This window comes from Haloarcula amylolytica (genome assembly GCF_049705545.1).
In the GTDB taxonomy this organism is placed as follows: domain Archaea; phylum Halobacteriota; class Halobacteria; order Halobacteriales; family Haloarculaceae; genus Haloarcula; species Haloarcula amylolytica_B.
This window is the reverse complement of sequence record NZ_JBNAMU010000001.1, coordinates 955339-977903: the sequence shown is the minus strand read 5'-3', so window position 1 is coordinate 977903 and position 22565 is coordinate 955339. Positions and strand designations below refer to the sequence as shown.

At 64.0% G+C, this 22565-nt stretch carries 23 protein-coding genes; 10 read left to right on the top strand and 13 right to left on the bottom strand.

From position 1 onward, the window contains the following. Positions 1-16 precede the first annotated feature (16 nt). On the top strand, positions 17-352 hold the full coding sequence (locus ACOZ4H_RS05240) for a hypothetical protein (protein WP_424328300.1): 336 nt from the start codon (positions 17-19) through the stop codon (positions 350-352). A gap of 913 nt (positions 353-1265) precedes the next feature. Here the strand turns inward: ACOZ4H_RS05240 and ACOZ4H_RS05235 are convergent. The 7 genes from ACOZ4H_RS05235 to ACOZ4H_RS05205 all read right to left on the bottom strand — a co-directional run bounded on the left by ACOZ4H_RS05235 (position 1266) and on the right by ACOZ4H_RS05205 (position 7732). Beyond that, positions 1266-1586, bottom strand: coding sequence for a hypothetical protein (locus tag ACOZ4H_RS05235; protein ID WP_424328299.1), 321 nt, complete (start codon positions 1584-1586; stop codon positions 1266-1268). Between the two features lie 162 nt (positions 1587-1748). Beyond that, positions 1749-3698 carry an aldehyde ferredoxin oxidoreductase family protein gene (locus ACOZ4H_RS05230; RefSeq protein ID WP_424328298.1) on the bottom strand — a complete coding sequence of 650 codons (1950 nt, stop codon included), beginning with the start codon at positions 3696-3698 and terminating at the stop codon, positions 1749-1751. A gap of 160 nt (positions 3699-3858) precedes the next feature. Beyond that, the gene (locus ACOZ4H_RS05225; protein WP_310895255.1) at positions 3859-4257 is read right to left on the bottom strand and encodes a diol dehydratase small subunit; all 399 of its coding nucleotides are present in this window, start codon (positions 4255-4257) and stop codon (positions 3859-3861) included. 2 nt (positions 4258-4259) lie between these two features. Further along, a complete protein-coding gene (locus ACOZ4H_RS05220) occupies positions 4260-4832 on the bottom strand; it encodes a propanediol/glycerol family dehydratase medium subunit (RefSeq protein WP_424328297.1) in 573 nt (190 codons plus the stop codon). A 2-nt stretch (positions 4833-4834) separates the two neighbouring features. Further along, positions 4835-6562, bottom strand: a complete 1728-nt coding sequence (locus ACOZ4H_RS05215; protein WP_424328296.1) for a propanediol/glycerol family dehydratase large subunit — start codon at positions 6560-6562, stop codon at positions 4835-4837. Between the two features lie 234 nt (positions 6563-6796). Then, a complete protein-coding gene (locus tag ACOZ4H_RS05210) occupies positions 6797-7207 on the bottom strand; it encodes a GlcG/HbpS family heme-binding protein (RefSeq protein ID WP_121511503.1) in 411 nt (136 codons plus the stop codon). A gap of 99 nt (positions 7208-7306) precedes the next feature. Continuing rightward, on the bottom strand, positions 7307-7732 hold the full coding sequence (locus ACOZ4H_RS05205) for an OsmC family protein (protein WP_424328295.1): 426 nt from the start codon (positions 7730-7732) through the stop codon (positions 7307-7309). A 126-nt stretch (positions 7733-7858) separates the two neighbouring features. Here ACOZ4H_RS05205 and ACOZ4H_RS05200 point away from each other — a divergent pair, with 126 nt between their 5' ends. After that, positions 7859-8695, top strand: coding sequence for a universal stress protein (locus tag ACOZ4H_RS05200; RefSeq protein ID WP_424328294.1), 837 nt, complete (start codon positions 7859-7861; stop codon positions 8693-8695). Between the two features lie 31 nt (positions 8696-8726). Here the strand turns inward: ACOZ4H_RS05200 and ACOZ4H_RS05195 are convergent, their stop codons facing one another. After that, the gene (locus ACOZ4H_RS05195; protein WP_424328293.1) at positions 8727-9518 is read right to left on the bottom strand and encodes a CbiX/SirB N-terminal domain-containing protein; all 792 of its coding nucleotides are present in this window, start codon (positions 9516-9518) and stop codon (positions 8727-8729) included. A 220-nt stretch (positions 9519-9738) separates the two neighbouring features. Between ACOZ4H_RS05195 and ACOZ4H_RS05190 the strand changes: the two genes are divergently transcribed. The 8 genes from ACOZ4H_RS05190 to ACOZ4H_RS05155 all read left to right on the top strand — a co-directional run bounded on the left by ACOZ4H_RS05190 (position 9739) and on the right by ACOZ4H_RS05155 (position 17535). Continuing rightward, a complete protein-coding gene (locus ACOZ4H_RS05190) occupies positions 9739-11634 on the top strand; it encodes a diol dehydratase reactivase subunit alpha (RefSeq protein ID WP_424328292.1) in 1896 nt (631 codons plus the stop codon). Between the two features lie 112 nt (positions 11635-11746). After that, the gene (locus ACOZ4H_RS05185; RefSeq protein WP_424328291.1) at positions 11747-12118 is read left to right on the top strand and encodes a glycerol dehydratase reactivase beta/small subunit family protein; all 372 of its coding nucleotides are present in this window, start codon (positions 11747-11749) and stop codon (positions 12116-12118) included. Positions 12119-12172: 54 nt separating this feature from the next. Then, a complete protein-coding gene (locus tag ACOZ4H_RS05180; RefSeq protein ID WP_158600442.1) occupies positions 12173-12343 on the top strand; it encodes a hypothetical protein in 171 nt (56 codons plus the stop codon). 8 nt (positions 12344-12351) lie between these two features. Further along, the gene (locus ACOZ4H_RS05175; protein WP_424328290.1) at positions 12352-12888 is read left to right on the top strand and encodes a cob(I)yrinic acid a,c-diamide adenosyltransferase; all 537 of its coding nucleotides are present in this window, start codon (positions 12352-12354) and stop codon (positions 12886-12888) included. A 103-nt stretch (positions 12889-12991) separates the two neighbouring features. Further along, a complete protein-coding gene (locus ACOZ4H_RS05170; RefSeq protein ID WP_424328289.1) occupies positions 12992-13933 on the top strand; it encodes an alpha/beta hydrolase in 942 nt (313 codons plus the stop codon). A 108-nt stretch (positions 13934-14041) separates the two neighbouring features. Beyond that, positions 14042-14854 carry an SDR family NAD(P)-dependent oxidoreductase gene (locus ACOZ4H_RS05165; RefSeq protein ID WP_424328288.1) on the top strand — a complete coding sequence of 271 codons (813 nt, stop codon included), beginning with the start codon at positions 14042-14044 and terminating at the stop codon, positions 14852-14854. An 83-nt stretch (positions 14855-14937) separates the two neighbouring features. Then, positions 14938-16335, top strand: coding sequence for an E3 binding domain-containing protein (locus ACOZ4H_RS05160; protein WP_424328287.1), 1398 nt, complete (start codon positions 14938-14940; stop codon positions 16333-16335). A 120-nt stretch (positions 16336-16455) separates the two neighbouring features. After that, positions 16456-17535, top strand: a complete 1080-nt coding sequence (locus ACOZ4H_RS05155) for a 2,3-butanediol dehydrogenase (protein WP_424328286.1) — start codon at positions 16456-16458, stop codon at positions 17533-17535. A 36-nt stretch (positions 17536-17571) separates the two neighbouring features. On the opposite strand, the gene ACOZ4H_RS05150 is transcribed toward ACOZ4H_RS05155, so the two are convergent. From ACOZ4H_RS05150 to ACOZ4H_RS05130, 5 genes are all read right to left on the bottom strand, one after another. Then, entirely contained in the window at positions 17572-18591 is a 1020-nt protein-coding gene (locus ACOZ4H_RS05150; RefSeq protein WP_424328285.1) for an NAD(+)/NADH kinase, read from the bottom strand. Positions 18592-18595: 4 nt separating this feature from the next. Further along, positions 18596-19600 (bottom strand): alpha-ketoacid dehydrogenase subunit beta, encoded by a 1005-nt coding sequence (locus tag ACOZ4H_RS05145; RefSeq protein WP_424328284.1) that lies wholly within the window; start codon positions 19598-19600, stop codon positions 18596-18598. Further along, entirely contained in the window at positions 19597-20643 is a 1047-nt protein-coding gene (locus tag ACOZ4H_RS05140) for a thiamine pyrophosphate-dependent dehydrogenase E1 component subunit alpha (protein ID WP_424328283.1), read from the bottom strand. Before ACOZ4H_RS05140 ends, ACOZ4H_RS05145 begins: the two co-directional genes overlap by 4 nt. Before the next feature lie 97 nt (positions 20644-20740). Next, the gene (locus ACOZ4H_RS05135; RefSeq protein ID WP_424328282.1) at positions 20741-21166 is read right to left on the bottom strand and encodes a hypothetical protein; all 426 of its coding nucleotides are present in this window, start codon (positions 21164-21166) and stop codon (positions 20741-20743) included. Positions 21167-21556: 390 nt separating this feature from the next. Continuing rightward, positions 21557-22321: an IclR family transcriptional regulator gene (locus ACOZ4H_RS05130; RefSeq protein ID WP_424328281.1), complete on the bottom strand. Its 765-nt coding sequence runs from the start codon at positions 22319-22321 to the stop codon at positions 21557-21559. Between the last annotated feature and the right edge of the window lie 244 nt (positions 22322-22565).

The window sequence follows — 22565 nt, the reverse complement described above, 5'->3', positions numbered from 1 at the left end:
GGCGTGTACCACCCCTGTGCCCGACTACCGACGCGACGCGGGGTTTGCCCTGCTCTGTGGACTGGCACTCGTCGCGTATCTGCGCCGGGCCGGCGCACTCGACACGCTCTGGGCAGAACCCGCCGTCGCCATCGGCGTGACCGGCGCGCTGGGTGTCGAGGCGCTCTTCGTTCTTGACACACCCGTCGCGTCGCTGTGGGAGCGCCGTGGCGTGCGCACGGCTTCGGCGGTCACTCTCCTGGCTTGCGCTGGCGGACTCGCGGTCCGCCTGGGCCCGGTCGTCGTCGCCGCGGCGTGCTGGGGGCTCATAACGTACTTCGTCATCCTCGCTGTGAGCCTGTGTTACCGGTGACCGCCGGCCCCTCAGCGACAGTTCAGTGAACGGTATCGACGGATAGACCGGCGTCAGGTGGTTTTCGGAACCTGCTCATCTCAATCAGGCATCTGCATCTAACGCTTTCATATGTATCTATACACGTTTACTGGCTGTTTCTATGTCTATTGATCCAGTTTTCAAACATACACTCGCGCTACTCTGTCTATAACACCTTATACATGTATGGATAGGGGTTTTATATTCTTTATCTGCGATATTTAAAATCTTTTTGAGGATATAGGGATGTAATCAGCCATTTTTGCCCATACAGAGGCCTGGATTCCGTGAAAGAACGAGGAGAGTTGAAACTGTAGTCGTGTGGAACCGTCAGGCAATGATAAGATGTCAGAGGCAGCTCTGCCTCACACGGGAATCCGTTACTCACTCCGGACCCGGAAAACGGGCTGTTAGCACGCCCTCGTCGCCCAGTAACTGTCCTCACGTCGCACCCCCGATGTCTCACAGACCACAGCGTATTCTCGCCTCGCTTCGGATAACAGTCGTACGGCTATTATTCACCTGGATTACGAGATCCCTGCGGCCGATGTCTGGCCATCGAGCCGTTCTTCCGGGGCTCCGGCATCAAAAACCATAATGAACCAACAATTAGTTTGCGATAGTTCAGTGATCTCGGTGGTTACACCGGCGTTTCAGACTATTGTCCGACCAAATCAGTCGATTTTCCGCTAGCCACCCAGATTACATGATTAATCATTGCTATCTTTGGCATATTTGTCGCTCTCTGACAAGAGCCGGGACGGAATCTCCCACGAGAGCAATCAGTAAAGAAACGGTTGTTCACGACGGTTCTCCGTAACATCGCCCTCTCAGTCAGCCGTCCGTTTCAGTCGCCGCCCCGCTAGTACGCGTGCCGGACCCGAAGACGAGATCACAGTCGCGGGTGTGCATCGACGGCGCGCATGTGTCGACAGGACTGCGGATCGAACGGCCGCTGTGCGACGTGGCAGTTGCAGTCGACGGCCGATCCACCGTTGACGATGACTGTGTGGGTCACTTCCTGCTCGACTGCAGACCCCATCGTGTCTGTCTCGTCGGCTGGCGAGAGCAACACCGTCCCGTCGTCCACGACTGTGAAGGAGAACCGCTCGCGGTAGTCCGCCCAGTCACGGTCCCGATTGCGGTCGACCGTCTCCCTGAGCACCTCGATGTGTTCCCGGCCCCGGTCGGGGTCTGCGCCTGTATCGGTCATACGCTGCAGTACGCGAATCCGGGGCTTAGATGTTTTCCCACCGCTATCAGAACGGCTCAACGTCTTTCGTCAGACCGAGCACGCAGCTATACCGACGACTGGGCTAGTAGGTACTACTGCACCGAGGTAGGGTGTCCGAGCGGAAACCGACGCGGGACCGACTCAGTCGTCGCTCGGTGCCGCCGCGCCGCCAGAGCTGACGCCGGTTCCCGGGCCGACCTCGATGTTTAGCTCGTCGAGTTTCTCCTCGGTGACGACGCCGTCCGCCCAGCCGCGAACCTCGTAGTACTCCTCTTTCAGTTCGTCAAGCTCGGCAAGGTCACCCTCGGAGCCGCCCTGCGCCGGGACAGCGTGCTCGTTGCCCTCGACGAAGCGTGACGGGAGGTCGTCGTCGGCTCCGTCGAAGCCCGCGAGGTTGTTGTAGTACCGCTCGAGGTTGTAGACGCGTTCGCCGGCTTCCATCAGTTCCTCCTCGCTCACGTCCAGCCCGGTCATGCCGTTGTACTGCAGGACGTACTCCTCGATGCCTTCGGCGAAGGCGTTGAACTTGCAGATGTCGAAGGAGTCGCTGATGGCATGGAGATCCTGGAAGGTAGCGCACAGCTCACCTTTGCCCTCCCACTCTCGCGGGTCGACCTTCTCCGGGATGCCCAGAATCTCCGCCGCTGGCGTGTAGCCGCGCAGGTGACACGCCCCGCGGTTCGAGGTCGCATAGCCAATCGCCATCCCCTTCATACAGCGCGGGTCGTACGCGGGGATGGACTGGTTTTTGACCGTCAGCGTGTCCGTCGTCACGTCGCCGAACTCCTCGGCGAGGTGTTCCTGCCCTTCGGCCATGTGGTCTGCGAGTTCCGTCTCGCGGTGGGCGACCCTGCCGAGCATGTCGATCATCTCGTCGGCGTCGCCCCACGCGATTCCGTCGTCCAGCTCGTCGAGCTTGCCTTCCTCGGTTAGTTCCATCGCCTGGGCCATCATGTTGCCCGCCTCGATGGTGTCTATCCCGTAGTCGTTACACCGGTCGATCATCACGGCGATCTTGTCCCGCTCGTCGGTCGCGGAGTTCGGGCCGAGCGCCCACGCGGACTCGTACTCGTAGGACTCCATCCGGACGTTCAGATCCTCGCCCTTGTGCATCGTCTGGACCTCGACCTCCTTCTTGCAGGCGACCGGGCAGGAGTGACAGGTCGGCTCGTCGACCAGGATGTTCTCCCGGACGTTCTCGCCAGAGACGTTCTCCGAGTCGATGATGCGCTCGCCGTCGCCTTCGGCGTCCGAATACGACCGCGTCGAGGAGTACCGACCGTTTTTCGTCGGGAGGCCGTCCATCTCCTCGGTGACGTTCATCAGGACGTTGGTGCCGTACATCGAGAGTCCGCCTTCGTTGGGCGCGGTCACGTCGGACTCCTGGATGACCTGCATCGCCTGCTTGTGGCCCTCCTGGAACGTCTCCTGGTCCTCGGGCTTTGGCATATTGGTGGCCGCTTTTACCACAACGGCCTTGAGGTTCTTGTTGCCCATCACACAGCCAGTGCCGCCCCGGCCCGACGCGCGGTCGTCCTCGTTGACGACACAGGCGTACTTGACTTCGTTTTCACCGCCGGGCCCGATGGCCATCACCGAGAGGTTCTTGCCCAGTGTGCCCTCGTCGATCTCGCCTTCGAGGTCGTCGACCGTATCGTGGACGCCCTGGCCCCAGAGGTGGGATGCATCGCGCAGTTCCGCTTCGCCATCCTCGACGAGCGCATACACTGGCTCGTCGGCCTGGCCCTCGAAGAGGAGTCCGTCGAAGCCCGACCACTTCAGCCGCGCCCCGGACCAGCCGCCGTGGTGGGAATCAGTGACCGTCCCTGTCAGCGGCGATTTCGTGCAAATGGCGATGCGGCCGCTCATCGTCACCTGCGTTCCGGTCAGCGGCCCGTTCATGAACGCCAGCAGGTTCTCCGGTCCCAGCGGATCCACGTCGGGCCCCTGGTCGAAGACGTACTTCACGCCGAGCCCGCGCGCGCCGATGTACTTTTTCGCGTCCTCCTCGTCAATACCCTCGTAGGCTACGTCGCCGTCATCGAGGTCGATACGTGCCACGTGATCGTGGAAACCACCCAGATCAGTCATGATTGTATATTACGTTTCGACGTTATAGCTGAACCCTCTTAGAGATTACCGCTACGACACCGGACCGACGAGTGGATCGGCCACAGACGGACTGTCCTGTCAGTACCGGTGTGGCCGAGCCGAGGTCGACGAACACCGGGTGACAGTGACACAACCCGTATCAGACGAGACCCCGCTCCTCGTACACTTCGGCGGCTTCGCGGACGTGCTCGGCGTTGATCTCCGCACCGTACTCGTTTTCCAGTTCGTCGGCGATCTCCTGCAACGTCTCCTTGTCGGCCCCGCTCGGTCGCAGTGCGTTGTATATCTCGAGAATGCGGTCGTCCGGGACTTCGGTCAGTTCGGCCGCCCGCCGGAAGTTCCGCGCGACCTGGGGTCGCCCCTCCTGTTCGGCGATCTGTGCCTGTTTCTCCAGCGTCTCCGGCGAGATGACAAGCTCTTCGCCGTCGATCTCACCTTCGACGACCTTCTCCAGTGTGATCTCCGAGAGTTTCGTTCCCTCGGGCGTTTCGACGTCGTCCGGATTGTCTGCCAGTGGGTAGTGAATGTCGTCGCTCATTGTTACTCGAAGGAGACCTCCATCTCCATCGGGTCTTTGTCTTCGTCCTTGTACCCCATCTCCTTGATGTGCCACAGCGCCGCGAGCGCCTGGTATTTCGGTCGGGCCATCGGGTCGTTGGCGACTGGGACCGGTTCGGGCGTCTCGCCTTTGGCGTACAGCGCCGCGTTCTTGCCGATTGCACGGTACGTTTCGAGGTCGATCAGCGGGGCCTGGGGGAACAGCTCCAGGTTGCTGAGCGGGACGAGATCCTCCTGATGGATGAGCGTCGTCCCGCGCGTCTGAATGCCGATGGAGATGCCCGACCCGGAGAGCTTCGCGCCCCTGAGGCCGATGACGCCGAGGTCGAGGTTGTCAGTGAAGCGTACCACACGGGCCGAGAGTCCCTCTTCTTCGATGCCGGCCATCATCTCGCGGAGGATCTCGGCGAGTTTGACGCCCGCCAGCGTCTCGTCTTTCATCTCGTTGAACCCCGCACTGATCGAGATGACGACCTCGTCCGTGTCCGTGCCCTCCTCGGCGACGCCTTTCTCTGACAGGACCAGTGTCCGCTCCTGCTGTTGTGCTTGTGCCATCGTCAGATGTCCTCCGGGTCGACCGCGAACCGAACCTGTTTCTTTTCCTCCCAGTCCTCACCTTCGAGGCGGTGACCCGTCCCGGGACCCTGGTAGTCGTTGGGGTCGTTGACGGCGCTGACGACGTCGAAGTCGCCGTCGCCCTCGAAGATGCCCGAGGTCTGGATGTAGTCGCCGGCGACGCGGCCTTTGAGGATGCCGAGCAGGTTCTCGGCGATCTCCTCGAAGCCGTTATCGGCCAGGATCTTCACGAGCTCCGCGCCGTTGAGACCCTCTTCCATCATCTCCTCGGCAGCCTTGATGTCCTCGGCCGTGCTGCGCTCGGGCATGTCCTTGCTGCCGTTGGCGTAGACGGCGGCCTCGACCTCCTCGTCGGAGATCGGCGGGAACCCGAGTTCCTCGAAGACGGACTGGACGGCCTTGGCGGCCCGCTCGCGGTACTCCAGGACGGTGTCCTCGTCGACGGGTTTCGTGCCGCCCTCGACCTGCAGGTCCCGCTGCATGATGTTGTACTCGTCGAAGTCGTAGGAGTCGAACGTCGACCCGGCGAACATGTTGTCGTAGTTCGGGACGGCGCTGTACCCCGAGAAGATGAAGTCCGTGCCGGCGAGGAACTGCGGCATCATCCGGGCGGTGCGGCGCTTGTCCGAGTGGGTGAACGTCTGGTCGTTCCCGGAGGCGACTTCGAGGTCGGCCATCATCGTGATGAGGTTCTCGGCGGCGACCTCCTTGACGCCGGCCGGGACAGACGTGGGAATCGCGATACAGCTGATACCGCCGTTCTGGAGCCCCTGGACCCCACAGCCTTTCGTGACGAGGATACAGCGGCTCTCCAGATACAGCATCGATTTGCCTTCGGCCTGTCCCATGTTGAGTTCCGATCCGGCCCCCGACGTGTACCGCATCTTCAGGCCGCGGGAGGCGTACCCCGAGGCGAGGAACGCCTTGGACCACGGCGTGTCGTCGCCGTCCTTGAACACGTCTTCGGTGCCGTAGACGGAGACGGTCTCGGCGTAGCCGGTCATCCCGCGCATCCCGAGTTCGAGTTCAGTCGCCTCCTCGACGGCACACTGCGTGATGACGCCGCCGCGACCGCACTGGGCCCCGATCTGCTGTGCGAGGGCTGTCAGCGGGGCCATCCGGGCGACCCCGACCGTGTTCTCGATCTCGTAGAACCCCCGGAGCGCGGCCTCCGCGGCGTCCGCGGCGATCTGTGCCACGTTGTCCTCGACGCTGGTGACGTGGCACTGGTTGCCCGGTGTCTGGCGCGTCCGCATCTTCTTCATCGCCATGATGATCTCGGCGGTGTCGAGGTGGTTGACGACCGCCGACAACTTCGCCGGCGTCATCGCGGTCGTCAGTTCGACGATGTCCTCGCGCGGCACGTTGATGTCGACGAGGTCGCGGGCGACCTGTTCGGAATCAGTCGCCATCGCCTCCTCGGCCTTGTCGACGTTGATCGCGTAATCGGCGATGAACCGGTCGATGAAGTCGAACTCCTCGCGGTCTTTCCCGTCCATCTCGACGATTTTCCCGTCCTCGACAGTTATGCTCGGATCGGGGTCGTTCGGACTCTCCATCGCGACGAATCCGACCTCCGGCCACTCGTTCACGAACCCGTCTTCCGTGACAGCCCGTTCGTCCAGCGCCTCGAAGCGTTTCGACCGCTTCGGCGCTGTCTCCTCGAGTTCGCCTGAGCCATCGGCTACAGGCTTGTCATCATCTGTCATACACATATCTCATTGGAGTGTCAGGTTATATAATTTTGCGTTTTTATTATTCAAGAATATAAAGAAAATATAAGTAAGGCAACCATAGTTGTATTTCGGGTCTGAGATAGGGCTATCGGCCGGTGCCAGTGAGAAGTGGCCGTCCGTGTTGGGACGCCAACGAAACGCTACTGCAGGCGACAGTCCTGTCGACATTCCGAAGTACGACAGGAGGTCGGCGACACACGGCCGGTCTCAGCCTTCGAAGGCGTCGACACCGGCCTGTGCGACCTCCATGTCCTCCTCGGCACTGCCGCCCGAGACACCGACGCCGCCGACGACGGTGCCATCGGCGTCCTCCAGCGGGTAACCACCCCCGAAGGTGACGATGCGGCCGTCGTTTGTCGTTCCCAGTCCGTACAGCGACTCGCCGGGCTGTGAGACTTCGTGAATTGTCTTCGTATCCAGTTTCAGCGACACCGACGAGTAGGCCTTGTTCTGCGCGATGTCGATGCTCGCCAGGAGCGCGCCGTCCATCCGGTGGAAGCCGACGAGGTTCGCCCCGTCGTCCATCACCGCGATGCACATGGGAACGTCTATCTCCTCGGCTTTCTCCTCTGCCGCTGCGATAATCGTCTTTGCAACGTCGAGTGTTACCGCTGTCATAGTGAAGTCCGTCCGCACCGTCGTCGTGACAGAAAATAAAACTATCCCCCCAGCTAGGAGTTCTTCCTTCGAGCGGAGCTTTTCGCTGCCCACGCGCACTCACCCCGAGATGACCTCGTGCTCGACCGAGACCGGGAAGTCGACAGACTGGAGTATGAAACAGTGCTCCCGGGTCCGCTCCAACAGTACCTCGGCTTTCCTGTCAGGCGACTCGACCTGTAGTTCAACCGTGAGGTCGAATGAGTCGACGGCGGTCGAACCGTCGTCGGGCCGCAGGCGGAGCGTCCCGTCGGCGTTCACCTCCTGAAACGAGAAATCGGAGTTATCGGCCATAACGGTGAACGTGGCGACGTAGCAGTTCGTGAGCGCGATGGCGTAGTAGTTCTCGGGAGCCGGCCCGTCGAATGTCCCGCCGAACTCCTGTGGGATGCCAACCTCGAACTGCCCACGGGACTCAGTCGTCCAGCGGTCGGTGTCGTCCGTCGCAGTGGCCTGTGCGTGGTAGTCTTCCGAGTACTCGACCATACAGTGACTGATGACTGGACGGAAAAAAGCGTATGCACGGCAGGGCGACCATCTCCCCAGTTCGAGTGTCGGCCCTCAGGCCACTGCCGCCAACGGTATATAGAAGCGGTGTGTTATTGTCACTCAGTGACATACAATCGGGTGCTCGTTCTGATCGGGGACGAGGCAGTCGCAGCGCGAAACGCCGAGGTCGGCATCGCGCTCGCGGAGCGGCTGGACGCCGCCGTCCACCTCCTGCGTGTCGTCGAAACACAGTCGTCCCGCCTCTCACTAGGTTCGGACGCACCGACCGTCGCGACCAAGCAGGCAGTTCCGCCGGAGGTCGAGAAATTGATCACGGAGGCAGCGGTGGACGGCAGAATACACACCGCAGAGGGACCCCGACAGGAGCAGGTCCTGCGCTACGCGACCGAACAGGACATCGACCTCGTCCTGATCCGGCCACAGGCGAGCACCAGGGCGTTCGACAGCCTCGTCGACGGCGTGGGGCGGGCGGCCGATATCCCGATTCTCGCAGTTCCCGACGACAAGACGCAGATACAGTTCGAGCAGTTGGTCGTGCCCAACCTGGAGACGGTCCCGAGCGAAGCAGCGACCGAGCACGCTGTGGCGGTCGCCGAGGCGCACGGAACAACAGTGCGCGTCGTCACCGTCATCGACCTCCAGCGGGCGGCCGGGCCGTTCAACGCCGGCGGTGTCTCCGAGGAGTTCATCGAGCGCAAGGAACGGGAACTGCGGTCCCCAGTCGAAGCCGTGGGCGACCCGGACGGCGACCTGACGTTCGAAACGCTCACCGCACCCAACCGGCCTGAGGAGACACTCGACGAGTACGTCGCCGATGCCGGCGCGGACGCCCTGGTCGTCGGCCACGACAAGACCTCCCCGCTGGTCGGGCGACTCCGTCCGACTGGCGTCAATCGCATTCGGCAGACGGTCGACGTGCCGGTACTCGTCGTTCCGTAGAGACGACCCGACACTGGCACGGGACCCGGACTCAGTCCGATGGACCCTTGCCGTCAGTCACGACCGGACGGGCCGGAACCGCAGGGGGACGGCTGACGCGGTCCGCACTGTGCTCGTCCGATAGCTGTTCGAGGGCACGGTGTCTCACTACTTCGGCGTGAATCGCGTCGGTAAGGCCTTCGTGTGCGCCGATAGGCGCAGCGTAGTCGATGCCATCGCGGTCGATATCGAGTTTCTCCGGGACGGTTTCCGCCGTGACGGGCGACGGTGCGACGAACACCGGCACCGCGACCACCGCCTCGTTCGAGACGTTGTACCGCGCACACTCGACGACAGGGTCCTGAAGGACGTAACACGACCGCACCTCGTCGTAGGCCGTCCGGTCCCGCAGTCGTTGTTCGTGGTATTCGACCGTCCGCCGCTGGTCCGACAGGGACCCGCTACCGAGGCCGACGAGGAGCAGCGAGGTCTCCGACGGACGGTCGGCGTGTTCGTCCGCGCGCTCCGCGATGATGTCGGTGAGTGCCGGACTGTGGCCGATGGGGTCACAGAGTGACACCGCATCGCCCCACCGCCGAGCAATCGTGGAGATCACGTGCCTCGTCTCGTTCGTGTACGCAACCGTGAGTGGCACCACCAGCACCGATCCGTCCGCGCGCTCGGGTGCGGTGTCCGCGACAGTTTCGTCCCACGTCTCGTCGTACGTCTCGACCCGCACCGTGGCTGCGGCGTTCCGGTCGCGCAGACGCGCCGCGTGTGTCTGGATCGGCTGTGGCGATTCCGCCGTCTGCCGGCCGACGAGTAGCAGTGTTCCAGGTGTCATGGCTGGCTCTGTAACTTCTTTTGTGTTACTACAACCTCGGTTGTCTTCGTGTCGTGCGTGAGCAAGTGTCAAATAGATTTCGGTGAGCGAGCCGGTTCCCCGTCGGCGACCGCCGACCGGAATTACGACATACCGCGGGACAGCGGGCCGCAGACGCCTCTCCGCGTGTCACCGTCAGCGCTGGGGAAAGCTATTTTATATTTCCCTCGATAGCAGGGGTATGGCGTATCTCGCAGGTGTCGATATCGGCAATTCCAGTACGGAGGTCGCGCTGTTGCGCCAGCGGGACGGGCATCGCCCGGAGTTCTGTGCCAGTGCCCTCTACAGGACGACCGGGCTGAAAGGGACGAAAAAGAACGTCCCGGGCGTCGTAAGTGCGCTCTCCCGGGCCGCAACTGACGCGGACATCGACGTGGACGATATCGAGACGGTGCTTCTCAACGAAGCCGCACCTGTCATCGGCGACGTGGCGATGGAGACGATCACCGAGACCGTCATCACGGAGTCGACGATGATCGGCCACGACCCGTCGACGCCGGGCGGCGTCGGTCTCGGGAAAGGGACGGGCATCGAGATCACGGCGGCGATGGACGAGCACGACCCCGGCGAGCCCGTCGTTTTCCTGGTGCCCGAAACGGTCGATTTCGCCGTCGCCGCCGAAATCATCAACGAATGGTCGGCGGCGGGTTATGAGGTCGCCGGCGCTATCGTCCAGCGGGACGACGCCGTCCTCATTCACAACCGGATCGACATCGACATCCCGATTATCGACGAGGTGTCTGATCTGGGGAAGGTCCCGCGGGGTCAGCCCACAGCCGTGGAAGTCGCGCCCGAAGCGACGGGGCGAACCATCGACGAACTGTCGAACCCCTACGGCATCGCGACTGTGTTCGACCTCTCCTCCGAGGAGACCCAGAAAATAATCCCTGTCGCTCGTGCCCTCGTGGGAAATAAATCTGCAGTGGTCATCAAGACGCCGGCAGGCGACGTCGAGGAGCGGACGATACCCGCCGGCGAACTCCGTATTATCGACGAGCGCGGGAACACGACCGAGGTGCCGGTCGACGAAGGAGCGGACGTCATCATGGACGCGGTGATGGACAGCTGGCCGGTGTCAGACGTTCAGGGGGAGAGCGGGTCGAACATCGGCGGCATGCTGAATCGGGCGCGGAGCCAGATGGCCGAAGTCACCGGGCAGCCGGTCGACGCCATCGAGATCCGGGACATCATGGCGGTCGACACGCTCGTCCCGCAGAAAGTGGAGGGCGGCGTGGCCGACGAGCACAGCATGGAGAGCGCGGTCGCCCTGGCCGCGATGGTGAAAACCCAGCAGCTCCCGATGCAACAGATCGCGGACGGCATCGAGGACGAAATCGGCGCGGAGGTCGTCATCCAGGGCGTCGAGGCGAACATGGCGGTGCTGGGCTCGCTCACGACACCGGGGACGGACCACCCGCTCGCGATCCTCGACATGGGCGGCGGGTCGACCGACGCGGCGTACATGGACGAGGACAAGGAAATCGATTCGATCCACCTCTCGGGTGCCGGCGACCTGGTCACGATGCTCATCGACTCCGAACTCGGGCTGGACGACCGCGACCTGGCGGAGGCGATCAAGAAGTACCCCTCGGCGAAGGTCCAGTCCCTCTACAGCATCCGCGAGGAAGACGGAACGGTCGACTTCTTCGACGATCCCGTCGACCCGAGCCTCTACGGCCGGACGGTCGTCCTCGAAGACGGCGGGAGCATGCGGCCGGTGCCGGTCGACAAATCCCCAGAGGAGATACGCCGCGTCCGGCGGCGGGCCAAACGGAACGTGTTCGTCGAGAACGCCGAGCGTGCGCTCAACATCATCACACCGACGGAGAGCATCAGGCGGCTACCGTTCGTCGTCATGACCGGCCGCTCCGCGCTCGATTTCGAAATCCCGGAGATGATCTCCGACGCGATGGCCGAGTACGGCATCGTCTGTGGCCGGGCGAACGTCCGCGGCGAGATGGGACCGCGGAACGCCGTCGCGACCGGACTCGTGCTGTCACACGTCGGCGGCGAGGGCTATCTGGACCTGGAGATCCCGTCCGGGCTCTCGACGTCGCTGGAACGGTCCACGGTCTGACACCGCGGCCGTCGTGGGGCCGACACAGCGACACGAACTGTGGCGGGACAGCGTTCGCAAATACGAAACTGCGCCACCTGATTTTATAGTTGTGAGTGTAGAACAGAGACGTATGAGTGGGTGCCGCGGCCCAGTCGATCAGAACGACCAGATCCCGCGCGTGTTCGTGTGGTGCATCGGCGAGGAGCTACCGGACCCAGTGGAGTACATCGAGTACGGCTTGGAAGAGGAGGGTGTCTCGTGGGCGGTCCAGTCGGGCTTCGACGGCGACGGTGTCCCGGTCGCCTACGACGCCTCGGTCAGTTCGCCGCTGAAGATCGGGGTGAGCGTGACGCCGGCTCAGCGAGTGGTCGTCCACCACAAGCAGCTACCCGACGACGACCCGATGTTCGACATTCCCCACGTGACCACTGAAACCGCCCGGAAGCTCGGCTCGAACGCCGCCCGGCTCGCGAAGGGGACGCCGCTCAAAACGGTCGCCTGACCGGCCGGGACGGAGACAGTATTTTTTGTCAGGGGGTCGCAATCGGGAGCGTGTATGGCACCGGAACACACGGCCTACATCGAGACGTTAGCACACGTGAACTGCGGCGCGTGTGACGGCTACTGGGGGCTGAGCGACATCACCAGAACAGACCTGACAGACCGTGACTGGACCTGTCCCCATTGCGGGACGGAGAACCGGATCGGCGAACTCGTCGAGGAGTGATCCCGCGTATGAAAATCTACACCCGACGCGGCGACGAGGGACAGACCGACCTGCGGGACATGAGCCGAGTCTCGAAGGGGAGTCCCCGCATCGAGGCGTACGGCAACGCGGACGAACTGAACTCGCTCATCGGGACGATCCGGCCGACGGGCTACGAGGATATCGACGAGGACCTGGCAGCGGTGCAGAACCACCTCCACATCGTCCAGGCCGACTTCGCCAACCCGGATCCCGACCCCGACGACCCGGTCATCGAGGAGCGACACGTCGACCAGCTGGAGACGTGGATCGACGAGGCCTCGGCGGAGCTCGACCCGCTCGAATCGTTCATTCTCCCCGGCGGGAGCGACGCCGGGGCGGCGCTCCATCACGCGCGCTCGGTCTGTCGGCGCGCCGAGCGGCGAGCGGTCGCGTTCCAGGCCGAGGCCGACGGGGTCAACGGGCAGGCGGTCGCCTATCTGAACCGGCTCTCGGACCTGCTGTTCACGCTGGCCCGTCTGGTCAACGAACGCGAAGGTGTCGCCGAGGCACATCCGACGTACTGAACAGCTGGTCGTCGTTTCAGTGTCTGGGCAGCGACGAGCCGGCCGCTCGGCCCGTCCGGAGATAGAACTATACGTTCGTGCCGAGATAGCGTGGAACAGACCGATGGCGTCGACACTCGATCCGCAAGTGCAGGAGTACCTCCACGGGCTCTCGGAGCAGGGACTGCCGCCGCTGTACCGGTTGCCTCTGGCCGAGGCCCGCGAGACCTACCGCGACCTGAGCGTGCCCGACGAGCCGCCGGAGCCAGTCGACTCGGTCACGGACAGGACCATCCCCGGCCCGGACGGCGAGGTTCCGATCCGCATCTACTGGCCGACGACTGACGGACCGCGACCGGCTATCGCGTTCTTCCACGGCGGCGGCTGGATGCTCGGGGGCATCGAAACCCACGACGCGCTGTGTCGGGCTCTCACCAACGCGGCTGACTGCGTCGTCGTCGCCGTCGACTACCGGCTGGCTCCGGAACACCGGTTCCCGGACGGCCTGGAGGACTGCTACGCCGCGACGCAGTGGCTCGCAGCCAACGCCGAGGAGATCGGTGCGACGCCCGGTGCACTGGCCGTCGCCGGGGACAGCGCCGGTGCGACGCTCGCACTTGGGGTCAGCCTCCTCGCTCGTGACAGGGACGGCCCGTCTATCGGTTACCAGGTGTTGGCGTATCCGCCAGCAGAGTTCGGGTTCGACACGGACTCCTACGAAGAGAACGCACAGGGATACTTCCTGACGCGGAAGGACATGGAGCGGTTCTGGAACGGCTACGTCCGGAGCGAACTGGACGGCGATCATCCGTATGCCGCCCCGCTACAGGCCGAACGGCTGGACGGACTGCCGCCAACGTTCCTCCTCACCTGTGGGTTCGACCCGCTCCGGGACGACGGCCGCGCGCTCGCGGACCGTCTCGACGCCGCGGGCGTCCCGACCCGCCACGTCCAGTACGACGACATGATCCACGGGTTCCTGACGATGCTCGCCGACCCGGAACTCGACCGCGCGCGGGAGGCCATCGACGAGATCGGCGACGCGGTTCGGTCGGAACTGGGGTGAGACAATCCGGAGTGTAACCCCGGCAGCAGTCGATACGCTGTCGTAGGCAGTCACGCCGCGGGTGCGTCACTATGTTTTATTGTGATAGTTGATAGACAGTTCTGTGGGATGGTTGAACAAACCACACTAGACGGAGCTGTATCGATTGTGACGGGCGGGGCCGGCGACATCGGGGGCGGTATCGCCGCCGAGCTCGCGGCCGCGGGCAGCGACGTCGTCATCGCCGACGTGGACGTGATGGAGTCGGCGTACAACCAGCGGTCGTCTACCGAGATGGCCGGTACCGAGCGCGCCCAGGATGTCGTCGACCGCGTCGAGTCCGAGGGCCAGCGCGCTCACGTCATCGACTGCGACGTGACGAAGGCAGACCAGGTCGAGGCGATGGTCAAGGCGGTCGTCGACGAGTTCGGCCGCATCGACGTCCTCGCGAACAACGCGGGCGTCATCACCGTCGCCCCGGTCGAGGAAATGGCCGAGGAGGAGTGGGACACGGTCATGGACGTGAACATGAAGGGGATGTTCCTCACGGCCCGGGCCGCGGCCCCGCATCTCAGGGAGACGGAGGGTTCGATCGTCAATACCGCCTCAATCGCGGGGTCTATCGGGGCCGCCGGCCTCGCCCACTACTGCGCGTCGAAACACGCCGTCCTCGGGTTTACCAAGTCGCTGTGTCTCGAACTCGCGCCGGACGTGACAGTCAACGCCATCTGTCCGGGCATCGTCGAGACGCCGATGTGGGAGGACGTGCTGACACCGGAACTCGGGGAGGCCTACGAGGACACCATCGACCGGACGATCCCGATGGGCCGCGACCAGACCCCCGAGGACATGGGTCGGACCGTGGTCTTCCTCGCAGAGAACCGGAACATCACCGGGCAGGCGGTTGTCGTCGACGGCGGCATCTTGCAGAACGTCATCTAGAACGACCCGACGGGGGCCGGCCGCTACGACGGCCGGCCCCGCCACATGTTTTTTAGTAACCGCGCGGCGATAGGTAGCGTACCGTGTCATACATTGTCAAGATGCCGAAGCTCGGGCTGGAGATGGAACAGGGAACCGTGCTCGAATGGACCGTCAGGCAAGGCGATGAGGTCTCGGAGGGCGAGATGATCGCCGAAGTCGAGTCCGAGAAGAGCATCGGCGAAGTCGAGGCACGCGAGGACGGGACGCTCCGGCGCGTCTACGCCGAGGAGGGGGACGCTGTGCCGCCGGGAACGCCGATCGGCATCTTCGCAGCGCCGGACGCCGACATTGCCGACCTGGAGGCGGAAGCCGAGGCCGAACTGGAAGGCGACGCCGAGACGGCTGAGAGCGAGGGCGAAACAGCCGCGACAGAGACGGCAGAAGCATCGGGAGCGGTCGCCGCGACTCCCGAAACGGCAGGGGGCGGCGGTGACGACGGGAGCCAGACGGGCGACACTGGAGGGAGCAGCGACGACGTGAAGGCCTCGCCGCGTGCACAGAAGCGAGCCGAAGAACTGGGCGTCGACCTGGCGACTGTCGAGGGGACCGGGTTCGACGGTGCGGTCACGGAAGACGACGTCGAAGCGGCCGCCGACGCGGCCGAGAGCGAACCGGCGGGCGAAGGCGACACAGAGGAAGTGAAAGCCTCACCGCGTGCGCAGAAGCGGGCCGAGGAGTTAGGCGTCGACCTGACCACCGTCGACGGGACCGGCTTTGAGGGTGCGATTACCGAAAGTGACGTCGAGGCCGCCGCCGAGGCGGAACCACCCGTCAAGAGGGCCGAGCGACAGCGCGGTGGCGTGGAGTGGCTCTCGGCCGAACGGCCGGAACTGGACCGGTACGAACGGGTCACAGCCACCGCGGACCCGCCCGCCGGTGAGGCGCTGTTCGAGACGATGGAAGCGGTCCGGACAGCCTTCGAGCAGCGCGTGACGATGACCGACGTGGCGCTCGTCCTCGCCTCGACGACGCTCACCGAACACGCCGTCATGAACGGCACGTTCACCGAGTCCACCCACCAGGTCGCGGAGCCACAGCACATCGCCCTCGTCGCCGACATCAACGGCTCGGTTTCGGGAGTCATCCCCGACGCGGCGAACAAGTCCCTCACCGAGATCGTCGACATCCGCCAGTCGGTCGACGGCGAGAGCGAGCCGTCCCACCAGGCCACCTTCACCGTCACGAACGCCGCCGAGACCGACGGCAGCGGTCGGCTGATCAATCCGCCGGCCGTCGCGGCGCTCGAACTAGATCCGACCGGCGAGCGGGCCGTCCCGGGCGAGAACGGCGTTACTATCCAGCCGCTCGTGACTGCCAGCCTGACGTATGACACGCGCGCGATTGGTGCCGGGGAGGCGCAGGCGTTCCTCGACGGGTTCTTCGAGCGGGCGGCACGAGCGTCGGAACTCGTTCTCGGCTCGTACCGCGGGCGGGAGTGAGTTCGAGGCGCGCGTCGCCGTCTCGGCGCTTCTACCGCAGACCGTCGGCGCCGATCACGCTGTGGCCGATCTACAAAAAGCTAGACATTCATATATAATGAAAAGAAATTATAGAAAGCTATGCAAGCCGCAACCTATCACGGTCCGAAAGACATCCGGGTCGAAGAGGTAGCCGAAGGGAGTGTAGACGCGGGAGAGGTTCGGATCGATATCGACTCGTGCGGGATCTGTGGATCGGATCTCCACGAGTACACCGCCGGCCCCATCTTCGTGCCGGAGGGAGAGCCACACCCAGTATCGGGAGAGAAAGCGCCGATCCGGATGGGACACGAGTACAGCGGCACAATCACAGAAGTGGGTGACGCAGTGACAGACCTGTCCGTTGGGGATGCCGTGGCTATCAATCCCATCCTCTACTGCGGCGAGTGCCGGCAGTGTCACGAGGGGAACTACCACATCTGCGACTCAATCGGTTTCATCGGTCTCTCCGGTGGGGACGGTGGGTTCGCCGAGAGCGCCGTCGTCGACGCTGAGCGGGCTGTCCCGCTGGGAGACGACGTGCCCGTCGAACACGGTGCGTTGGTTGAGCCGCTGAGCGTCGGCCTGCACGCGGTTCGCCGGTCGGAACTACAGGCCGGTGACGCGGTTGCCGTGTTCGGGAGCGGGCCGATCGGTCTCTCGGTGATCCAGTGCGCTCGCGCGGCCGGTGCGGGACGGATTTTCGTCTCCGAACCGCGCGACGCCAGGCGGAACCGGGCCGATGACTGCGGAGCCGATGAACTCATCGATCCGACGACGACTGACCCGGTCGAGTACATCCAGTCGCACACGGACGGCGGAGCCGACGTTACGTTCGAAGTCGCCGGCGTCGAACCCTCGTTCAACGCAGCAGTCGAGAGCACGGCCCCGAGTGGCCGGACGACTATCGTCAGTATCTGGGAGGAAGAGGTGAACACACATCCGAACACCCTCGTCCTCGGTGAGCGGACGGTGACTGGAACGCTCGCTTACCTCGGCGGACCGCGGTCGGGCGAGGAGTACGGAATGGTGATCGACATGCTCGCTGACGGCCGCCTGAACCCCGAACCGTTCATCACTGGCCGAATCGGCCTGGAAGAGATCGTCGAGGAAGGGTTCGACCGGCTCATTGACCCCGAGAGCGACCACGTCAAAATCCTGGTCAAACCCGACATGACGTAGCGGCTCCGACCACACCAAGGGGGAGATTTGGTCCCCTCAGGGGTTCTCGACTGTCGTCGCGTCCTGCAGCAGCGCGCCCGCGTCGGCCGCGGCACCGAGCGCGGCGTCGACATCTACCAGTCGCGGCCCGTTGGCGACGGGCGTGATCTCGACAGTCGCGTCGACCAGTTCGAGTTCCCGCTCGCCGTCCGCGCCGACGACGCCGTCCTCGACTGTGAACGTCGCGGGCTCGTCCCAGTCCAGTGGGTCGTGATCGACGACCCCGACCTCGGTCGTCATCCCCGGTGCGAGGATTCCCCGGATCGTCCGGGCTGCGTCCGCAGGGTCACCCAGGCGGAGCGCCGCGCCGCCCGGCTCGTCGGGGGCCAGCGGCTCCAGACAGCCAGCGACGCAACTGAGGCCGATTTCGGACGGGTGCGCCCGCGAGACGACCCCACCCAGCAGTTCCGAGGGGTCGATGACGGCGCGGGTCCCCACGAACGGACGGTCCGTGACTTCGACGGCGGCCAGCCCGGTGAGTCGCTTCGTGCCGTTGACGTCATCGGCTACTACTTCGATTTTCCCGTGTCGATAGGTGACGGAGTCGTCGGCGATGACGTCGCTCGCGACGACGGCCGCGGCCGCGCCGGCGGTCGTCCCGTCGACCGGCGTCGGAACGACGTTGTTCGTCCCGGTCGAAACGGAGACGAGCGGCACGTCGCCGAGTTCCATCGCCGCGTCGCGGGTCGTCCCGTCGCCGCCCAGCACGACCACCGCGTCGGCGTGCTCGCGGAAGTGGGCCGCCGCGCGCCGCGTGTCGGCCGCCGACTTCTCGACGGGCATGTCCACCTGTTCGATAGTGACGCCGTCGGGAGCCTCCGAAACCGCGTGGGCCGCGATACCGGCGTTGTCCGGCATGACCGCGACGGTCGGGGTGTCGGGAACGATGGTCAGGCCCGCAAGGACGCACTCGGCGACGCGGCGCTTAGCGTAGTTGTCGACGACGCTCGCGCCGCCGGTGAGGCGGCGGATGTCGCGACCGGCGGCCGGATTGACGACCAGGCCTACGCGAGCCACGTGTTCAGGTTATCCGCTCGATAGCGTGCTGGACCTCGTCCCCGTCGGGCAGGACCTCCTGTTCGAGCGGCGGGCTGAACGGCATGTGCGTGTCCGGCGTGCCGACCCGCTGGATCGGCGCGTCGAGGCTGAAGAAGGCCTCTTCCTGCGCTCTAGCGGCGACTTCGGCGTGGATGCCGTAGGAGAGCGGGCTCTCGTCGGCGACGACGAGGCGGCCCGTCTTCTCGACGCTCTCGACGATGGTGTCCGTGTCGAGCGGGTACAGCGACCGGGCGTCGATGACCTCGACGTCGATGTCGCCGTCCAGGGTCTCGGCCACGTCCAGCGACTCGCCGACGAGGCGCTGGGTTGCGACGACGGTTACGTCGTCGCCCTCCTGTTCGATGCTCGCCTCACCGATGGGGACGGTGAAATCCTCGTCGGTCGGGACCGACCCCTTCTGCTCGTAGATCATCTTGTTCTCGAAGACGAACACGGGGTCGTCCGAGCGGATGGCGGCCTTGGTGAGGCCCTTCGCGCTGGCCGCCGTCCCGGGTGCGACCGCTTTCAGGCCGGGGAAGTGGGCGATCCAGGCGTGGACCGTGCCGGAATGCTGGCTGGCGGCCCCCATGCCGCCGCCCTCGGTCGTCCGGACGGTGACGGGCATCTCCGTCTTCCCGCCGAACATGTAGCGCATCTTCGCCATCTGGTTCATGATCTGCTCCATCGAGACGCCCATGAAGTCGCTGAACATGAGTTCCACGACCGGTCGCGTGCCGGTCGCGGCCGCGCCCGTCGCAGCGCCCATGAACCCGGCCTCGGCGATGGGGGTGTCCCGAACGCGTTCCTCGCCGAACTCCTCGAAGAGATCGCCGGTCACTTCGAGGACGCCACCGAACAGGCCGACGTCTTCGCCCATGATGTACACGTCCTCGTCGCGCTCCATCTCCTCACGGAGGGCCTGTCTGATGGCCTCCCGAACGGTCATCGTCTCAGTCTGTTCCGGATCGAGTTGCGCCTGTGCAGTCATCGTGTGTCACCTCCGCGCGTCCCCCCGTCGGCACGCGGGCGGGCCGCGAACTGTTCGATTTCGGGGACCGGTTCGCCGAACATGTCCTCGTAGGCCTCGGAGGGATCGGGCATGTCCGCGTCCTGTGCGTAGTCGACGGCATCGGCGATGGTTTCCTCGACCTCGGACTGGAGCTCTTCGAACTCGGACTCGGTGAGTTCGCCACGGTCGATGAGCCGCTGTTTGAACGACTCGATGGCGTCGCGCTCCTGCCACTGCTCGATTTCCTCTTTCGTGCGGTACGGCTGCTCGTCGCCCTCGTAGTGACCGCGGTAGCGATACGTCTCAGCCTCGATCAGCGTCGGCCCGTCGCCCGCCCGGGCGCGCTTCCGGGCCTCCTCGACGGCCTCGGCGACAGCGGTGACGTCCATACCGTCGACGGTGACGCCCGGAATGTCGTAGGCCTGGGCCGTGTCGCTGAGGTTCTCGACGTTGTGCTGTTTCTCGACCGGGGTGGCCTCGCCGTACTGGTTGTTCTCGACCAGGAAGACGGCCGGGAGGTCCCACGTCGAGGCCATGTTGATCGCCTCGTGGACCTGTCCCTGTGCGACGGCCCCGTCGCCGAGGAAGCCAAGGGCGACCTTGTCCAGGTCTTTGTAGTCGATGGTGAGCGCCGCACCGGTCGCCATGGGCGGGCCGGCACCGACGATGCCGTTCGCACCGAGCATCCCCGAGTCCACGTCGGCGATGTGCATCGAGCCCCCCTTGCCGTTGCAGTAGCCGTCCTGTTTGCCGAACAACTCGGCCATCATCAGCTCAGGGTCGAGCCCCTTCGCGATGCAGTGGCCGTGCCCCCGGTGCGTACTGGCGATGTAGTCGTCCGGATCGAGCGCCGCACAGGCACCGACCCCGACCGCTTCCTCACCGATATAGAGGTGGACGAACCCCGGGATTTCACCGTCTGCGAAGTACTCGCCTGCTGTCGTGTCGAACTCCCGTATCAGGAGCATCCGACGCAGGGCTTCGAGCCGTCCGTCGTCCGTGGCTAGTGTATAGTCTGCCATACTACGTTAACTGATGACACTTAACACGATATTAGTAGTACCGATTATTATTTGGTAGTATCAAAAGATAATATCCCTCGAAGGCGAATATGCAAGGCTATCTGATAGAAACCGAGAGTAGTTCCTCAGGTGTCGGGTCCCGAAACCGGTACCGCGTCGGTGACCGTCGGACCGCGAACAGCTCCAAAACGACGACCAGTCGCCGGCCATCGCTGAGCGTTCCGCGACAGAGCGGACCCCGACTCGTGATGACGAGGTACGGCGGGGCCGGGATCGGTCTGCCCTGCACTGTCTCGCCCATCGCTGCCGTCCCAGTCTGTAGCATCGCAAGGAGGTCCGCGGCCAGCCCCTGCTCTCGAAGGAGGTGCTCCAGCGGCTCCGTCACTGCACCGGATTCCTGCACGTCGTCGGTCGGCCAGGCGGTGGCCACCGAGTGGCCGGCGTCGATAACCGACTGCAGGGTCTCGCGATGCGCTTCGAGGAGCCGCGTTCGAATTGTCGACTCCAGCTGTGTCACAGGCACGTGTTAGAAGGGTACATTCAAAAAGCAAACTGTTCTGTCAGGAGCGGTCGACGCAAACGAGCTTTCGGCGCAGTATCGTCCAATACAGAGACACTTTCTCCCTTTCCACAGGTATATCGAAAAGAAACTGTTTCGACAGTCACCAGTAACTGACAGAACAGATTAATTAATGAATAATAATGTGATATACGTCAACAACTGTCGGTTACGTGTGAGAGGATCTAGCTCTCAAAAAAACGGCCGGCCGTTCGAAGCCAGCAGGAGATACCACCGCAGGTGGCGGGTACTCGGCCGTCGAATAACAACTGTACGGGTATTAGATTCTACCGGAGACCGGGCAGCCGTCCGCGATTGCTATCGGTAGATCTGTCGATAAAACAAACAGTGCTATCACTCGTGGGCCAGGTTGACCTCGATGACGTTGGCAGCCTGTTGTACCGTGTCGATGAGGTGCGCTTTGCGGCCCGGCGATTGCAACCGATTAATGGGTGCGGTGATACTGATAGCGGCCTCGCGTCGGTCGCCGGTATCGATGGGGACCCCGACACAGCCGGTCCCGTCGACCCGCTCCTCGGTGTCGTCGGCGACCCCCCGCTCTCGGATCGTCTCGAGCTCCGCGAACAGCGTCTCGCGGTCTGTGATGGTATTCTCCGTCTCGGCTGGCAGCCCGCGAGTCTCGATGATTTCGGCGACCCGGTCGTCGTCGAAACTCGACAGGAGCGCTTTGCCGATAGCGGTCTTGTGGAGGTGGATGCGCTTCCCGAGGCGCGTATCGAGCGCGACCGCCTGGTCGCCGCTGGTCGTATGGATGTAGATGCCGTAGCCCTGCTCTTCGATCATCAGGTTCGCCAGTTCGCCGGTCTCGACGGCCATCCGTCTGACCTCGGGCTTTGCCACTTCGTAGATGCCGTCGTAGCGCTGTGCGATACCGCCGAACTCCAGCCACCGGAGCCCGATTCGGTACTCGCCGTCCCGTTCCACCACCAGCCCCTCGTCTTCCAGTGTCACCAGGTGTTTGTATATCGTGCTCTTGGCTGGCTCCAGCGAATCGGCGAGTTCCACCAGCGTGGCACTCCCACCGAGTTCCTTGATACCCGAGAGTACCGCCAGCGAGGTCTGCGTCGCCCGGACCGAGTCCGTTTTCGCCCGTGTCATTGGACACCAGTTCTGGTGCCGCTCGAATAAAATTGCCGTATCGGCTGTGACAAACGCTCTACGTTAGCTGCCGACACTGAACGTGCCACCGGGTCGGCCTCCCAGGTACGTGGACCCACACGGGTATTCGAAAATACGAAACGGGAAACCGGGCCCAGTGGCGCGAAAGCAACAGCCGAAGTCGTCGGTACCACCGTGGCGTGGCGACCGAGCGGTCCCGAGATACCGACGAATCAGTCGCGTG